The organism is Halanaerobium hydrogeniformans, from assembly GCF_000166415.1.
Taxonomy (GTDB): domain Bacteria; phylum Bacillota; class Halanaerobiia; order Halanaerobiales; family Halanaerobiaceae; genus Halanaerobium; species Halanaerobium hydrogeniformans.
The window spans coordinates 768627-783760 of the sequence record NC_014654.1; the positions used below are offsets into that span (position 1 = coordinate 768627).

A 15134-nucleotide genomic window follows, 5' to 3' on the forward strand; every position below is an offset into this window, starting at 1 on the left:
GTGGGGAATTAATAACCTGATGAAAGATTTCGTACCAGGTACCTATTATTATTCCTCCTTATTTTGAGTTTTTATAATCTTTAAGTACTGACTATATTTATCAAATTTGTCTTCACTTAAATTTTGATCAGTAATAATAGCATCAATTTCATCAAAATCAGCAATTTTATAAAAAGAAGCTTTATCAAATTTTGGGCTTTCACTTAAAATAAAGCTTTGCTCACTGCAGTCGATCATTGCCTTTTTGCTAAGAGCTTCTATGGAGCTGGCAGTTGATAAACCAAGACTGCTGTCAATTCCATTAACACCTAAAAAAGCTTTATCAAAATGCATTGCTCTGATCTGTTTTTCGGTTATAGGACCTTCAATCGTCCTAGCAAGATGAACATAATCCCCTCCAAGGACTGAAATATCATATTTTTTGCTGCCGCTTAATTCATTAATCACATCAATAGAATTGCTAACGATTTTTAAATTAGCAGCCTCAAGTTCTTTAGCCATGAGATAAGTTAATGTACTTGAGTTAATTGCAATAATTTCTCCATCTTCTATTAAAGAAGCTGCATATCTGGCAATAGAGCTTTTTTCTGCCCTATTTTCAGTTGTTTTTTTAATAAAATTATATTCATCATCAAAATTCTCTTTTAAGATTGCTCCCCCGTGGGTTCTTTTAACATAACCTTTTTCCTCTAAATCGTTTAAATCACGCCTGATTGTAGAATCTGAAACTCCAAAAGAATCAGCTAATTTTTTTATTGTGGTAGATTTGCTAACATTTAATTTATTAATAATTTTGAGCATACGTTGTTCTTTTAGCATTAGCATCTCCTTTCCAGCTTTATATTAATTTTATCAAGAAAGCCTGTTTTAATCAAGCTAACTGCATACTTTTGATAAATTTACACCTATTTTAATAAATAATTGGCATAAAAGTGAAAGAATTTGCTAATTATGCTTGACAAAATGCTCACTTTAGAGTATTATTAATTTAAGTTAAATAATTCACAAACTCTAAGGAGGAAATTAAATGTATGATTATATGTTACCAACAGTAAATTTTATGGGAGCAGGTTCTGTTAAAGTAGTAGGAGAAAGAGCAAAAATTCTGGGTGCAAAAAAAGTTCTTTTAGTCACTGATGACTTTTTAAGTAATCTAGATGGTGGACCCTTTGAGACCGTAGTTAAATATATTGAAGAAGCGGGTTTAGCATATGCTGTTTATGATGGTGTAAAGGCTAATCCCAGAGATACTAATGTTTATGAAGGCTTAGAAATTTACGAAAATGAAAATTGTGATATGATAATTACAGTAGGTGGAGGAAGTCCTCATGATTGTGGTAAGGCAATCGGGGTTGCTGCAACTCATGATGGAGATTTATATAAGGATTATGCCGGAGTAGAAAAATTAGAAAATGAAACACCTGCTATGATCTGTGTTAATACAACTGCTGGAACAGCCAGTGAGGTTACCAGACATGCAGTAATAACTGATACTTCTCAAACACCTCATGTAAAGTTTGTAATTGTCAGCTGGCGTAATGTGCCAGATGTGTCTATTAATGATCCGGAACTAATGGTAGCTAAACCTGCTGCATTAACTGCAGCTACAGGAATGGATGCTTTAACTCATGCTTTAGAAACCTTTGTTTCAACAGGTGCTAATTCATTAACAGATGCAGCTGCCAAAGAAGCTATGGAACTAATAGCTAAGTACTTAAGAAGGGCAGTTTATAATGGAGAAGATATTGAAGCCAGAGAAGAGATGGCTAATGCTTCAGTTTTAGCCGGTTTTGCCTTCAACAATGGTGGTTTAGGTTATGTTCATGCTATGGCCCATCAGTTGGGTGGATTTTATGATATGCCACATGGGATAGCCAATGCAATCCTCCTGCCTTATGTTGAAAAATTTAATTTAGGAGCTAAAATAGATAAATTTGCCAAGGTCGCAGAAATATTTGGAGTTCCTACAGCTGGGCTTTCTAAAAGAGAAGCTGCTGAAAAATCTTTAGATGCAATTGTACAGCTGGCTGAAGATATCGGAATCCCGACTTCTTTAAGTGAATCAGAATATGATGTCAAAGAAGAAGATTTTGAGGAGATGGCAAGATTAGCTTTAGAAGATGGTAATGCTTTAAGCAATCCTAGAAAAGCAACTCAAGCAGAAATTGCCGGAATCTTTAAAGCAGCTTATTAATTAATTGACTAATTAAAAAATGAGCAAGAACGAGAAAGCCTTTGTCTTAGACAGGGGCTTTTTTTAATGTCCAGAAAATTATAATTAATGCTTGTTTTAGATAAAATTTAAAGGTTTTTTCTTTTCAATCTAAAATTAATATATTAGAAGAATTATTTAAGGAAGGGGAGATTAATAATGGCCAAAATCGCTCTTATTCATACAACACCTGTTACAGTTGAGTCACTTAAGAATTTAATTAAAGCAGGTGCTCCTGATCTAAAAATTATTAATATAGTAGATGATTCAATTTTACCGGAGTTAATTGATAATGAGGCTGACCTTAGTCTGGTAGAAAAAAGGGTTAAATATTATATTAATACGGCAGTTAAGCAGGGAGCAGATTTAGTCATGAGTGCCTGTTCATCAATTGGAGAGATTTTTGAAGAGGAAAATAGAAAATATGAGATTCCAATTATGCGAATTGATTCTGCAATGGCAGAAAAAGCAGTAGCAAAGGCTAGAAAAATTGGAGTAGCAGCAACTTTAGCAACCACTTTAAAACCAAGCACTAAATTATTAAAAAATAAAGCTGCTGAAATAAATAAAGATATAGTAATTAGAAAAGTTCTGGCAGATAAGGCCTATCAAAAATTAATGGCTGGAGATCAAAAAGCCCATGATCAACTTTTAGCTGAAAAACTAAAAGAACTGGCAGCAGAGGTAGAAATAGTGGTACTGGCTCAGGCATCAATGGCCAGGGCAGTAAAAGTTTTACCAGCTGAATTAAAGGATAAATTTTTAACAAGTCCTGAACTAGGAATAGAAAAAGCCTTAAAAATATTAGAAAAAAAACTAAATTAAAAGAGGAAGACTCCACAATTTTTTCTCTGCTCATTAAGAAAAAAAGTGAAGTCTCTGCGTTGGAAATTATGTCTTAGCCTTATAATTGATCAGGAAAATTATTTAGCCCTAGCTAAATTTTTATTTACTTGTTAATAGTTTACACTAAGCAAAGAACTTTTTAAAGCTTATTTTAGCAATTATCAAAAAATTCATATAATTGAACAGGATATTACTATTGCTTGATTTTTGGTATTTTTGGTACCAGGTACCTAGGTACCTGGTACCAAAAATCAAGTACCAAAAATCAGGTACCAAAAATACCTATAAATAGAGGGAGCTTCACTACTTAATCTCTTGCTCAGGGAGAAATAGAAGTGAAGCCCAATTTGGAAATATGTCTTAGCCATTTATTAATTCGTATTATATTGCAATTATTTTTTGTTGTCAAGCATTTTTTATTAAAAATTAAAAAATATTTTTGAATTATTTCATTTAATAATAGTTTTAAATAGTGGGATATGATTGTTAGATCGGCACTTTAAAAGGCGTTACAGCACAATTAATAGAGAAAAATAGCTTTATTTTAGATTTGTTAACTTTTTAAAAAAGCTAATTAATATAAAAAAACTAAACTTTAATTGCAATTATGAAAAAATATAAAAGAAAATAAAAATAAATAATAAAAATTGCTTGCATTACTTTTTATATTGTGGTATTATCTAATTAAGAAAGAAAATAAGCAGAATTAAAATTATTTTAGGAGGGCTTAAATATGAGTGATAAAGTCAATAAAAAGATCGTTATTGGTGCAGCAGCAGCTGGTATAGAACTAAAAGAAACAATTAAAGAACTAATGGATGATTTAGGAGTAGAATATGAAGATGTAGGTCTTAATTCAGCAGATGAAGATGTATATTATCCTACAGTTTCAAAAAGGGTTGCCGAAAAGATAATTGATAGTGATTATGAAAAAGAAGGTATAATTATCTGTGGAACAGGGATAGGAGTTGCAATTACAGCAAATAAATTCCCGAAAATTTATGCAGCTCAGGTATATGATTGCTATGGTGCTGAAAGAGCAGCTCTAAGTAATGATGCAAACGTAATAACCTTAGGTTCTAGAATTACCGGTCCTGTTTTAGCTCAAAAAATAGTTAAAGAATGGTTAGGCCTAGAATTCAAACCAAGCCGCTCATCTAAAAAACTGGACGAAATTTATGAGATAGAAGCAGAAAATTTAAAAGATCTTAAATAATAAGCACCCAAAAAGGAGTGATATAATGAAGTTTTTTATAGATACAGCTAATTTAGAAGAAATTAAAAAAGCAGAAAGTCTTGGAGTAATTGATGGGGTGACAACAAACCCCTCTTTAGTTGCTAAAGAAGGCGATATAGATTTCGAAACAAGAATCAAGGAGATTTGTGATATTGTAGATGGTCCTGTAAGTGCTGAAGTAGTTGCTTTGGATGCAGAGGGAATGATTGAAGAAGCAAGAGAATTAGCAAAAATTGCTGATAATGTAGTTATCAAAATTCCAATGACGATGGAAGGTTTAAAAGCGGTTAAGACTTTAAGTAAAGAAGGTATAGATACCAATGTAACCTTGATCTTCTCTGCTAACCAGGCTCTTTTAGCTGCAAAAGCTGGAGCAACTTTTGCCAGTCCGTTTATCGGTAGGTTAGATGATAGAGCACATGATGGAATGGATTTAATAAAAGAAATAGTTCAGATTTATGATAACTATGATCTCGATACAGAAATAATCTCTGCCAGCATTAGACATCCAATGCATGTTAAAAATGCAGCTTTAGCTGGAGCACATATTGCAACTATACCATTTAATGTAATTGAAACACTTTCTAAACATCCTTTAACTGATATGGGAATTGAAAGATTTTTAGAAGACTGGAATAAAACTCAAGGTTCTAAATAAATAAGAAGGTGGTTATGAAATGTTAAATAAAATAGCAAAAACTGTCCGGGGTCTGGCCGCAGATGCAGTAGAAGATGCCAGCTCTGGACATCCAGGATTACCAATAGGTTGTGCTGATATCGGAGCAGTTCTTTATGGAGAAGTTATGAATTATGATCCTCAAAAAACTGATTGGGCAAATAGAGATCGTTTTGTACTTTCAGCAGGTCATGGTTCAATGCTGCAGTATGCTTATCAGCATCTAGCAGGTTTTGATCTTTCTATAGATGATTTAAAGAGTTTTCGTCAGCTAGGTTCTAAAACACCAGGTCATCCAGAATATGGCTGGACACCAGGAGTAGAAACAACAACCGGTCCTTTAGGCCAGGGTTTTGCCAACGCGGTCGGTATGGCTCTAGCTGAAGAAATTAAAGCAGCTAAATTCAATACAGAAGACCATAAAATTGTTGATCACTACACTTACAGTTTAGCCGGTGATGGTTGTATGATGGAAGGTGTAACTTCAGAAGCAGCTTCACTTGCAGGTCATTTAGGCTTGGGTAAATTAATCGTGATCTATGATGATAATGATATTTCTATTGCTGGAAATACAGATCTAACTTTTACAGAGGATGTAGCAGCCAGATTTAAAGCCTATAACTGGCAGGTAATAGAAAATGTAGATGGTCATGATGCAGAAGAAATTAAGGCTGCAATTAATAAAGCGAAAGCCGTAGGAGATAAACCAAGTTTAATCATGGCTAAAACAAAAATAGCCTGTGGTGCCCCAACTAAAGAGGGTACAGCCGCATCTCATGGTGCTCCTTTAGGTCAAGCTGAAGTTGATGGTTTAAAAGAAAACATTGGTCTACCTGTAGATGAAAAATATTATATCCCCGGTGAAGTTAAAAAATATTTTGCCGAACATCAAGCAAAACTAAAAACAAAACGTTTAAAATGGGAAAGTGAATTTTCTGGCTGGGCAGCAGCAAATCCAGAACTTAAAAAAGCCTGGGATAAAGCAGAAAATCAGCTACTACCAGAAGGACTTAAATCAAGTCTTAAAAATTTAAAAATTAAAGCACCTGCTTCAACAAGAGATGTTTCAGGAGCAGTTTTAAAAGAGATGGCAGATCAAATCGATTATCTGCTTGGTGGTTCTGCAGATTTAGCACCATCGAATAGAAGTTATTTAGATAAATATGCCGAAATCCAAAAAGATAATTATAATGGTCGTAATCTGCGTTTCGGAGTTAGAGAACATGCTATGGGAGCGATTGTAAATGGGATTTCTCTTTATGGTGGTTTTAGACCATACTGTGCAACCTTCCTGGTATTTAGCGATTACATGAAACCAGCAATCAGGATGGCTGCTTTAATGAAACAACCAGTTATCTATATCTTTACCCATGATTCAATCTATATTGGTGAAGATGGACCAACCCATCAGCCTGTAGAACATCTGGAAGCCCTAAGAATTATTCCAGGACTTAAGGTTTTAAGACCAGCTGATGAGGAAGAAACAAAGGCTGCCTGGTTAGAAGCACTTGAAAACAAATCAGGTCCAACAGCTCTAATTTTAACCAGACAGGGATTAGACCACTTAGATAAAGAAAATGATTTCTGGACAGGTGTTAAAAAAGGTGGTTATACTGTTTTATCCACTCAAGCTGAAAAATATGATTATACATTTTTAGCAAGTGGTAGTGAGGTTTCACTGGCAGTTGAAACAGCAAATAAATTAATTGAAGAAGAGAAAAAAGATGTTAGGGTAATATCTGTTCCGGATAGAAAAACCCTGGCTGAACAAAAAGATTTTGTAAACAAATTAACTGCAAATAGCAAAAAAACCGTTGTCATAGAAGCTGGTATTGGAAATGGCTGGTACAAACTTCTCAAAGGAGATTGTGAACTGATTACAGTTGAAGATTATGGAGAAAGTGGTCCAGGTCAGGAAATTGCAGAAGAAAAAGGTTTCAGTGTAGATAAAATTATTGAAAAAATAAGTAAATAGAAAAAATATCTTAAGAAAACAATTATTAAGCAGGCTCTGGAAAGTTAAGTTCCAGGGTCTGCAAACAAATGAAATAATTCAGAATATTATTTAAAAAAATAGCAAAAATTTGTTTAATTTTTTTGACTTTCTTCAAATAAGATGTTATAATTATAAACGTGATAAGAAGTAAAAGTTCAAATGTAAAAAAATAAAAGGTTGTGAAAATAATTAAAAAGAGCAAATTAATGATAAGTGAAATATTTAATAACAATTTGATCATACCATCACTTAGAAAGTTGAGATATCTTGAAACTGCTCTTAACGGTAAAGCTCCTGCCCTTTATTTATCCAATGTCCATATCGGAAATTTGAAATCAATAACTCAAAAATGTCATCAAAAAAATAAATTAGTTATTGTCCATACAAAATTGATTGGTGGTTTTAAGGCTGATCAGACGGGGATTAAATTATTGAAGAACTCATTTAAGGTAGATGGATTATTTTCTACCAACCCCCAGACAATAAATCTGGCTAAAAAAGAAGGACTTTTTGCTATTCAAAGATTGTTTTTTATGGATTCAATCTCAACTGATTATGCACTTGATAATCTGAGAAATTCAAGTCCTGATGCCTGTGAACTCTTACCTGGACCTATAGCTTTAAAAGTTAAGGATAAGATTAAAGAAGTGGTCCCAGAAATACCTCTTTTAGCAGCAGGATATATAGATAATCAAGAACTTGTAGATAAAATCTTTGCAGCTGGTCTGGATGGTCTAACTACGAGCAGCAAAGAATTATGGCCTTAAAAACTTATTTTAAGTAAATTAATCTTAATTTTCAAAATAAATAAGCAATTAAAACTAATTAAAACAAAATAACATAACAAAATAATGAGCTAAAAATAAATATCATTTTAAATTTTTAATATTAACTAATTAAAACAAAATTAACCTAACGGGTCTGTGAAGAGAAACCCCACTCTTAGACAATAGAAGATTTTCTGTTGTTCTAAAGTGGGGTTTTTATGCATTTTTTTAAGACCTATTTGAGGAGAGTGAGTTTATGGAAGCAGATTATCTGGGAATCAAAGGCAAAAAAGCTTTGGTAACCGGTTCTTCACGTGGGGTTGGTAAGGCAATAGCTCTAGCACTGGCAGAAGCAGGGGCAGATGTTGCTGTTAATTATAGAAGTAGTGCAGAAGAAGCCCTGGATGTTGTTGAAGAAATTAGAGAAATGGGTAGGGATAGTCTGGCTATTCAGGCGGATTTAGCTTATCCTGATCAGGCCTTAAATTTAATGGAAAAGACCACAGAAAGATTTGGTGAGCTTGATCTTCTGGTAAATAATGCAGCTTATTTCCCTACAAATTGGGTTAAAGATATCAGTCTTAAAGAATGGCAGAAAACCCTTGATGTTAATCTAACAGCTGTCTTTCTCTGCAGTAAGTTTTTGGTCAATCATGCTTTAGAAAATGAGAAAAAGGCCAAAATTTTAAATATCAATTCACAGGCAGCTTTCCATGGCTCAACTACCGGTCATGCCCATTATGCTGCTTCAAAAGGTGGGATGTGGACCTTTACAATCTCTCTGGCCAGAGAGGTTGCAGATCAGGGTATAAATGTAAATGGACTGGCTTTAGGAATAGTTGAAACTGAGATGGTTAAACCACTTTTAAAAAAAGATGAAGAATATTATTTAGATAGAATACCGAAAAATGAGTTTGCTCAACCTGAAGAAATTGCAGATATTGCAGTGTTTTTACTTTCAGAAAAAGCAGATTACATTACCGGAGCAACCTTAGATGCAACTGGTGGAATGTTAATGCGTTAATTTGTCAAAATTTTTAAAATAGCTTTTAAATTTGCTTATTTTAAGCAAGTATCATAAATCTAATTAGGAGGTAATTTTTTATGAAGTATTTATTAGGAGTAGACATTGGGACATCTGGAGCTAGATCAGCCGTTTTAACTGAAGAGGGAGATTTTGTAAAGTCGGCTTATACAACCCATACTTACAATATCCCCAATCCTGGCTGGGCAGAGCAGGAAGCAGAAGTATATTGGGAAAGCTTTTGTGAAGTAGCAAAAGAAGCAGCAGAATGGATAGAGGAGCAGAATGGCGAATTAGCGGGCTTATCTATTAGTGGTTTAACACCTGATGTTTTACCAATCAACAAAAATGGTGAAGCGATTTATCCGGCGATTTTATGGTTGGACAGAAGAGGGACAGATGAAGATGAATGGATTAGAAAAAATATCGGTGAAGAAAAGGTATTTAAACTGAGTGCAAATACAGTAGATCCTTATTATGGTCTGGTAGAACTTCTCTGGCTTAAAAACAAAGAACCTGAGATTTATAAAAAAGCATATAAGTTCTTAAATGTTAAAGATTATGTAGCATATAAGGTTACTGGAGAAATAACCATGGACTATACTCAGGCTGGATGTACAGGTATCGGCTTTGACATTAGAAATAAGAGATGGGATCCTGAAATGTTCAATAAATTAGGACTTGACATCGAAAAAATGCCGATGCTGGTTGAATGTGAGCAGGTAATAGGTCATACCCAGCCAGAAATTCAAGAAGCTACAGGATTAGAACCTGGTATCCCTGTTGTTGCAGGTGCTGGAGATGCAATGGCAAGCATGATGGCTGCCGGAATAAGTGAAGTAGGAGAAAATGTTGTTGCTTTAGGTACCTCTGCAGTTTGGGGCTTTTTAGGAGAATCAGATGAATTTGCTAAAAATATGCTGGTAACACCTGCAGTAGGCTATAAAGATATGTATTTAACCAGTGCAGCTCCTGCCTTTACAGGTGGTGTATTTAAGTGGATGAGAGATGAATTGATGAAAGATGTAGAAGATGGTGCCTATGATACGATGAACGAAGAGGCAGCTAAGATTAATCCTGGTTCAGATGGTGTAATAACCCTTCCTTATTTTGCTGGAGAAAGATCACCTGTCTGGGATGCAAGAGCACGAGGAGTTGTTTTAGGACTTTCAACAGATCACAGCAGAGCTCAGCTATTTAGATCAGGTTTAGAAGCTGTAGCATTTGCCCTATTAGATAGTTTGAAATATATTAGAGCTTCAGGAACAGAAATCGGTGAAGATATGGTTGTAACCGGTGGTATGGCTAAAAGTAAGCTCTTACGTGAGATCTTAGCCAATGCTCTTAATATGAATGTAGTCTATATCGGTGGTAATGTTAGTGCAGAAGTAGGAGTTGCCTATATTGCCGGTAGAGGTGTAGGAATCTTCGATAGTTATGAAGTAGCTAAAGAAAAGCTAGAGGTTATTGATAGAATAGAGCCAGATCCAGAAATGAACGAAATCTATGAAGAATACTACGAAAAAGTATATAAGAAGATGCACCCTGCTTTAAAAGAAATTTTTGCTGATAACTATGATATTAGAGCAAAAGTAGACAAAATCATGGAAAAAAAATAATTAAATAATCATAGCTTGGCCTCCTTTACGTATAATTAGGGGGCTGAGTTATTATTTTGCAATATTATCTCAGTGTTCATATTATAAGGAGTTGGTAATTATGTTAGCAAATTTAAATTATGTATTAGCAGATGCTCAAAAAAAAGGCTATGCAGTTCCTGCTTTTGACTGTGTAGAAGATTTTATGGTTAGGACAATTTTAGAAACAGCGGAGGCCAAAAATTCTCCTGTAATTTTAATGTCATTAAGACATGATTTAGAAGAGGGAAAAGGTTTTGAATATATTTCTGGACTTATCAATACAGTTGCTCCTGCTTATGATATTCCCATCGTTTATCATTTAGATCATGCTGAAGATTTTGATTTTATTAAAAAAGCAATAGATATGGGTTTTACCTCGGTTATGTATGATGGCTCTAAACTTCCTTTCGAAGAAAATGTTAAAAACACCAGACAAGTTGTGGAATATGCCCACAAAAGAGGTGTTTCAGTAGAGGCAGAATTGGGTCATGTTGGTGGAATGAACTTAGATGGAAGCAAAGAAGGAGACTCACAGCTTACAGAAGCTTCTGATGTTAAAAGATTTATTGAAGAAACAAATGTAGATGCCCTTGCAATTTCAATTGGTACAGCTCATGGAGTATATGAAGCAGAACCTGTTTTAAATATAGAACGCCTAAAAGAAATTAGAGAAATTACTGATGTACCACTAGTTTTACATGGGGGTTCCGGAACTCCTTTAGATCAAGTACAGGAGACAATAAAAAATGGTATTACAAAGATAAATATCTTCGCTGACCTCAGAATAGCAATGTATAAAGGCCTGCTGGAAGCAGCAGAAAAAGCAGAGGCAGCAGATAGAGATGACCCAACCCCAGATGTATTATTTGCTCCAATTAAAAACTCTTTAGGAAAAGTTGTTGGGAAAAAAATAGAGCAGCTTTATGCTAATGATAGAGTTTAAATAAACTCACATTTGAATGGAGATGATAAATAGTGAAGAATAAAGCGCTTAGATTATATGGAAAAAAAGATTTGCGATTAGAAGAATTTGAAATGCCGGAAATAAAAGAAGATGAAATACTGGCTAAGGTAGTGACAAATAGTGTTTGTATGTCAACCTATAAAACTGCCCTTCAGGGTTCTGATCACAAAAGGGTACCTGATAATGTAGCAGAAAATCCTACTATTACCGGTCACGAATTTGCCGGAGAAATATTAGAAGTGGGTGAAAAATGGCAGGATCAGTTTTCAGCTGGACAAAAGTTTACCGTCCAACCAGCTTTAGAGTATCAGGGTAGTTCTTATGCAGCTGGTTATTCCTATCAATACTTTGGTGGAAACAGTCAATATGTAATTATTCCTCCAGAAGTAATGGAATTAGGTTATCTGCTTAAATATGATGGGGAAAGCTATTTTGAAGCTTCTCTTGCCGAACCCGTTGCCTGTGTTATTGCAGGATATAAGACGGTTTATCACACTCATCCTAAGGATTATGGTCATGATCATGGTATAGTCGAGGATGGTAAGATGGCCCTTTTTGGAGCAGCTGGACCTATGGGTTTAGCAGCTATAGATTATGCAGTTCATGCTGATAAAACCCCAGCATTGCTTGTGGTAACTGATGTTAACCAGGAAAGATTGGATAGAGCTAAAAGGATTTTCCCTAAAGAAGATGCAGCTCAAAATGGAGTTGACCTGCATTTTGTAAATCCTAATGATTTAGATGATACTGTTGCTGAGCTGAAAGAGATGACAGGTGGAGATGGTTTTGATGATCTATTTGTCTATGCTCCGGTAAGAGAACTGGTAGAACAGGGAGATCAGCTACTTGCTCAAGATGGTTGTCTGCACTTTTTTGCCGGTCCGACAGATAAGAATTTTTCTGCAGAGGTTAATTTCTATGATGTACATTATTCTGCAACTCATTTTACCGGTTCTTCTGGCAGTAATGACCGGGATATGAAAGATGCCCTAGAGCTATTTGCTAAAGGAAGATTAAATCCAGCAAAAATGATAACCCATATCGGTGGCTTAGATAGTGCAGAAGGTGTTATCTTAAATTTACCTGATTTACCTGGAGCGAAAAAACTAATTTATACAGATATCGAAATGGAATTAACGGCACTTGAAGATTTGAGAGAAAAAGGAGAAGAAAATCCGCTTTTTATAGAGCTTGCTGAAATAGTAGAAAATAATAATGGGCTCTGGTCTAAAGAAGCAGAAGATTTTTTATTGAAAAACTTTAGTTAACAATAATAAAACCCCGCAGTTTAAAAGCTGTGGGGTTAAATTCAAAACTATTATTCTCCAACTTCTATATTGATTCCTGACTTACGGATCCTTTCTACTTCTTTAGGATCTACATTGGAGTCAGTTATTAAAACATCTATATCCTTTGTTCTGGCAAATTGGGCTGCAGAAGTATGACCGATCTTAGTATGATCAACTAAAGCAATTAATTTATCTGCTTTAGCAACCATTCGCTTTTTTAGTTCAACCTCATAAAAGTTGAAATCTGTCAGGCCGTTTTCTACATTAAAGCCGTGGGAAGAAGTAATCATTATATCTGCCGAAAGATTATCTATCATACAGCCACCAATTAATCCTTCAACAGAACCTGATTTAGGCCGAACAATACCACCTAACAATATAACATTGAAATCTTCTTCGTTCTTTACTTCTAAAGCAGTATAGATGCCATTTGTAATCACGGTTAATTTCTGACAGTTTGATAAATAAGGGAGCAGATATAAGATAGTTGAGCTTGCATCAAGGATAATGGTCTGACCATCTTTAATATACTCTTTGGCTTTTTTACCGATCGATTTTTTTTCTTCAACATTTTTTTCGCTTCTTTTGTGGAAGCTTCTAAAACTGCTTTTATCATCCTGCTTGGGTAAAACAGCTCCACCATGGATTCTTTCTATCAGGCCTTTTTCTTCTAACTGAGCAAGGTCATTTCTGATTGTTGCTCCGGAGACATTTAACTCTTCTTCAAGCTCCTGAGTAGAAATCTGTTTATGAGTTTTTAAAAGCTCTAGTATTTTGTTTTTTCTAGTATGTGATAGCATTGTTCAAAGTCCCCCCATTTATATAATAATAATTCTTGTTCTTATACTTCATTTATTATAATTGTATTTTATTTGATTTTATTTGTCAAGAATTCCTTTGCAATTCAAGAGCAAATAAGCATTATTAAACAAAAAAATAAGATTAAATAAAAAAATATTAAAAATAAATAAAAAATAATAAAAATAAATAACAAAAAGTGCTTGTTTTTAGTTTTATTTTATGGTATTATTTAATTAAGAAAATCATATTTATATTGTTATTTCAAAATTGCTGAAGATGGAAATTATAGACAACTTGACAAATAAGGGTAAAGACATAACATGAGGAGGAAAAAATTATGGATTTAAAAGAAATTTCAGCTAAAGAATGTTCTTGTGGAAGGGTACACCAGGTTCCAATTAAAGAAGTCTTGATTGAAGAAAATGCTGTAAATAAGGCTCCCCATTTGTTAGAAAAAGTAACAGATTTCAAAAAGATTTATTTAGTAGATGATAAAAATACCAAAGAAGCTGCTGGTAATGAACTCAAAATGACTCTAGAAGAAGCGGGTTTTGAAGTAGTAGAAATAATGCTTAAAGAAAAAGAAGGGGATGACCACCTGGTACCAGATCCAGATGCAGTTTTTGGGGTGTTAGCAGGGGTAGAAGCTGATGGTTATATTTTAGCCTGTGGTTCTGGTAGTTTAAATGATTTAACTGCTTATGCAGCCCATAAGATGAATAAACCTTATTCAATTTATGCTACTGCACCCTCGATGGATGGTTATGCATCTTCAATTGCTTCTATTACTGTTGATGGAGTTAAGAAGTCATATGATATTACACCACCTGAATTAATTATTGGAGATTTAAATGTACTTGCAGAATCACCATGGAAATTGATCCAGTCAGGCCTGGGAGATCTACTTGGTAAGGTTACTTCATTATTAGGCTGGAAAATGCAGAACTTTTTATTGGATCCCTATTTTTGTCAGGAAGCTTATGATTTAGTTGAAAATGTTTTAGATGATTTAATGGATAATTATGAAAGTATTATAGAAAGAGATATAGAGGGAGTAGATTCTTTAACCAAAGGTTTAATCTATTCCGGTATAGCAATGATGATGGTCGGTAATTCCAGACCTGCCTCTGCGGGCGAACACCAGATTTCACACTTTTTTGATATGTATTCAGGAATCTTTAAAGAGCCTGTTCCAACCCATGGAATCAAAGTTGGGGTTGCAAGTGTTATCACAAGTGATTTATACTTAAGGTTGTTAGAGCAAGATTTTTCAGAATTAGAGCTTAATCATGACCGTCTGGCAAGAGAAAAAGCTATCAAAGAAATTTATTTAGAAAAAGCTCCTAAAATTCTAAGCCTTTTAGATGAGAGATGGGAAAGAGAAAAAATCTCAAAAGAAAGACTTTTAGATAAAGAGGCTGAAATTAAGGCAGCAATTAAAGAATATCAAAGAAACCTCAAACAGGTTGAAGGTATTTTAGATGATTTCGAATTTTTTGCCAGAGAAGATGTAAAGAATTTAAACAGGGATTGGTTGAGAAAAGCCGTAAATTATGGTTTTGAAATTAGAAGTCGTTATTCCATCTTAACCCTATTATCACAGGTAGGACTCTTAGCAGAATGGGGAGAAGATGCGGTACAAAAACTTGAAGCAAAACTTTAAGAATCTTAAGTTCTAAGAA

Annotated in this window: 13 protein-coding genes; 11 read left to right on the forward strand and 2 right to left on the reverse strand. The window is 34.3% G+C overall.

Going from position 1 to position 15134, the window contains the following annotated elements; translation table 11 throughout:
* Positions 1-48 precede the first annotated feature (48 nt).
* Positions 49-819, reverse strand: a complete 771-nt coding sequence (locus HALSA_RS03395) for a DeoR/GlpR family DNA-binding transcription regulator (protein WP_013405214.1) — start codon at positions 817-819, stop codon at positions 49-51.
* Positions 820-1027: 208 nt separating this feature from the next.
* Between HALSA_RS03395 and HALSA_RS03400 the strand changes: the two genes are divergently transcribed.
* The 10 genes from HALSA_RS03400 (at position 1028) to HALSA_RS03445 (ending at position 12630) form a co-directional block, all read left to right on the forward strand.
* The gene (locus HALSA_RS03400; RefSeq protein ID WP_013405215.1) at positions 1028-2194 is read left to right on the forward strand and encodes an iron-containing alcohol dehydrogenase; all 1167 of its coding nucleotides are present in this window, start codon (positions 1028-1030) and stop codon (positions 2192-2194) included.
* A gap of 177 nt (positions 2195-2371) precedes the next feature.
* Complete coding sequence (locus HALSA_RS03405; RefSeq protein ID WP_013405216.1) at positions 2372-3037, forward strand: aspartate/glutamate racemase family protein; 666 nt, start codon at positions 2372-2374, stop codon at positions 3035-3037.
* 754 nt (positions 3038-3791) lie between these two features.
* Positions 3792-4274, forward strand: a complete 483-nt coding sequence (locus tag HALSA_RS03410) for an RpiB/LacA/LacB family sugar-phosphate isomerase (RefSeq protein WP_013405217.1) — start codon at positions 3792-3794, stop codon at positions 4272-4274.
* A 25-nt stretch (positions 4275-4299) separates the two neighbouring features.
* Positions 4300-4953: a fructose-6-phosphate aldolase gene (gene fsa / locus HALSA_RS03415; protein ID WP_013405218.1), complete on the forward strand. Its 654-nt coding sequence runs from the start codon at positions 4300-4302 to the stop codon at positions 4951-4953.
* Positions 4954-4972: 19 nt separating this feature from the next.
* The gene (tkt, locus tag HALSA_RS03420) at positions 4973-6946 is read left to right on the forward strand and encodes a transketolase (RefSeq protein ID WP_013405219.1); all 1974 of its coding nucleotides are present in this window, start codon (positions 4973-4975) and stop codon (positions 6944-6946) included.
* Between the two features lie 227 nt (positions 6947-7173).
* A complete protein-coding gene (locus HALSA_RS03425; RefSeq protein WP_013405220.1) occupies positions 7174-7734 on the forward strand; it encodes a glycerol-3-phosphate responsive antiterminator in 561 nt (186 codons plus the stop codon).
* 256 nt (positions 7735-7990) lie between these two features.
* Positions 7991-8758 (forward strand): SDR family NAD(P)-dependent oxidoreductase, encoded by a 768-nt coding sequence (locus HALSA_RS03430; RefSeq protein ID WP_013405221.1) that lies wholly within the window; start codon positions 7991-7993, stop codon positions 8756-8758.
* Between the two features lie 80 nt (positions 8759-8838).
* Positions 8839-10377 carry an FGGY-family carbohydrate kinase gene (locus tag HALSA_RS03435; protein ID WP_013405222.1) on the forward strand — a complete coding sequence of 513 codons (1539 nt, stop codon included), beginning with the start codon at positions 8839-8841 and terminating at the stop codon, positions 10375-10377.
* A gap of 100 nt (positions 10378-10477) precedes the next feature.
* A complete protein-coding gene (locus HALSA_RS03440; RefSeq protein ID WP_013405223.1) occupies positions 10478-11341 on the forward strand; it encodes a class II fructose-bisphosphate aldolase in 864 nt (287 codons plus the stop codon).
* A gap of 32 nt (positions 11342-11373) precedes the next feature.
* On the forward strand, positions 11374-12630 hold the full coding sequence (locus tag HALSA_RS03445; RefSeq protein ID WP_013405224.1) for a zinc-binding dehydrogenase: 1257 nt from the start codon (positions 11374-11376) through the stop codon (positions 12628-12630).
* A 50-nt stretch (positions 12631-12680) separates the two neighbouring features.
* Here HALSA_RS03445 and HALSA_RS03450 read toward each other — a convergent pair whose 3' ends face one another.
* Positions 12681-13451: a DeoR/GlpR family DNA-binding transcription regulator gene (locus tag HALSA_RS03450; protein ID WP_013405225.1), complete on the reverse strand. Its 771-nt coding sequence runs from the start codon at positions 13449-13451 to the stop codon at positions 12681-12683.
* Positions 13452-13789: 338 nt separating this feature from the next.
* Here HALSA_RS03450 and HALSA_RS03455 point away from each other — a divergent pair, with 338 nt between their 5' ends.
* Entirely contained in the window at positions 13790-15115 is a 1326-nt protein-coding gene (locus HALSA_RS03455) for a sn-glycerol-1-phosphate dehydrogenase (protein WP_013405226.1), read from the forward strand.
* The last annotated feature ends 19 nt before the right edge of the window (positions 15116-15134 follow it).

Bases quoted from the DNA above. Each gene is read 5' to 3' on its own strand.
- tkt (WP_013405219.1), top strand. From the start codon at position 4,973: ATGTTAAATAAAATAGCAAAAACTGTCCGGGGTCTGGCCGCAGATGCA.
- fsa (WP_013405218.1), top strand. From the start codon at position 4,300: ATGAAGTTTTTTATAGATACAGCTAATTTAGAAGAAATTAAAAAAGCA.
- HALSA_RS03455 (WP_013405226.1), top strand. From the start codon at position 13,790: ATGGATTTAAAAGAAATTTCAGCTAAAGAATGTTCTTGTGGAAGGGTA.
- HALSA_RS03425 (WP_013405220.1), top strand. From the start codon at position 7,174: ATGATAAGTGAAATATTTAATAACAATTTGATCATACCATCACTTAGA.
- HALSA_RS03410 (WP_013405217.1), top strand. From the start codon at position 3,792: ATGAGTGATAAAGTCAATAAAAAGATCGTTATTGGTGCAGCAGCAGCT.
- HALSA_RS03405 (WP_013405216.1), top strand. From the start codon at position 2,372: ATGGCCAAAATCGCTCTTATTCATACAACACCTGTTACAGTTGAGTCA.
- HALSA_RS03395 (WP_013405214.1), bottom strand. From the start codon at position 819: ATGCTAAAAGAACAACGTATGCTCAAAATTATTAATAAATTAAATGTT.
- HALSA_RS03450 (WP_013405225.1), bottom strand. From the start codon at position 13,451: ATGCTATCACATACTAGAAAAAACAAAATACTAGAGCTTTTAAAAACT.
- HALSA_RS03430 (WP_013405221.1), top strand. From the start codon at position 7,991: ATGGAAGCAGATTATCTGGGAATCAAAGGCAAAAAAGCTTTGGTAACC.
- HALSA_RS03400 (WP_013405215.1), top strand. From the start codon at position 1,028: ATGTATGATTATATGTTACCAACAGTAAATTTTATGGGAGCAGGTTCT.
- HALSA_RS03435 (WP_013405222.1), top strand. From the start codon at position 8,839: ATGAAGTATTTATTAGGAGTAGACATTGGGACATCTGGAGCTAGATCA.
- HALSA_RS03440 (WP_013405223.1), top strand. From the start codon at position 10,478: ATGTTAGCAAATTTAAATTATGTATTAGCAGATGCTCAAAAAAAAGGC.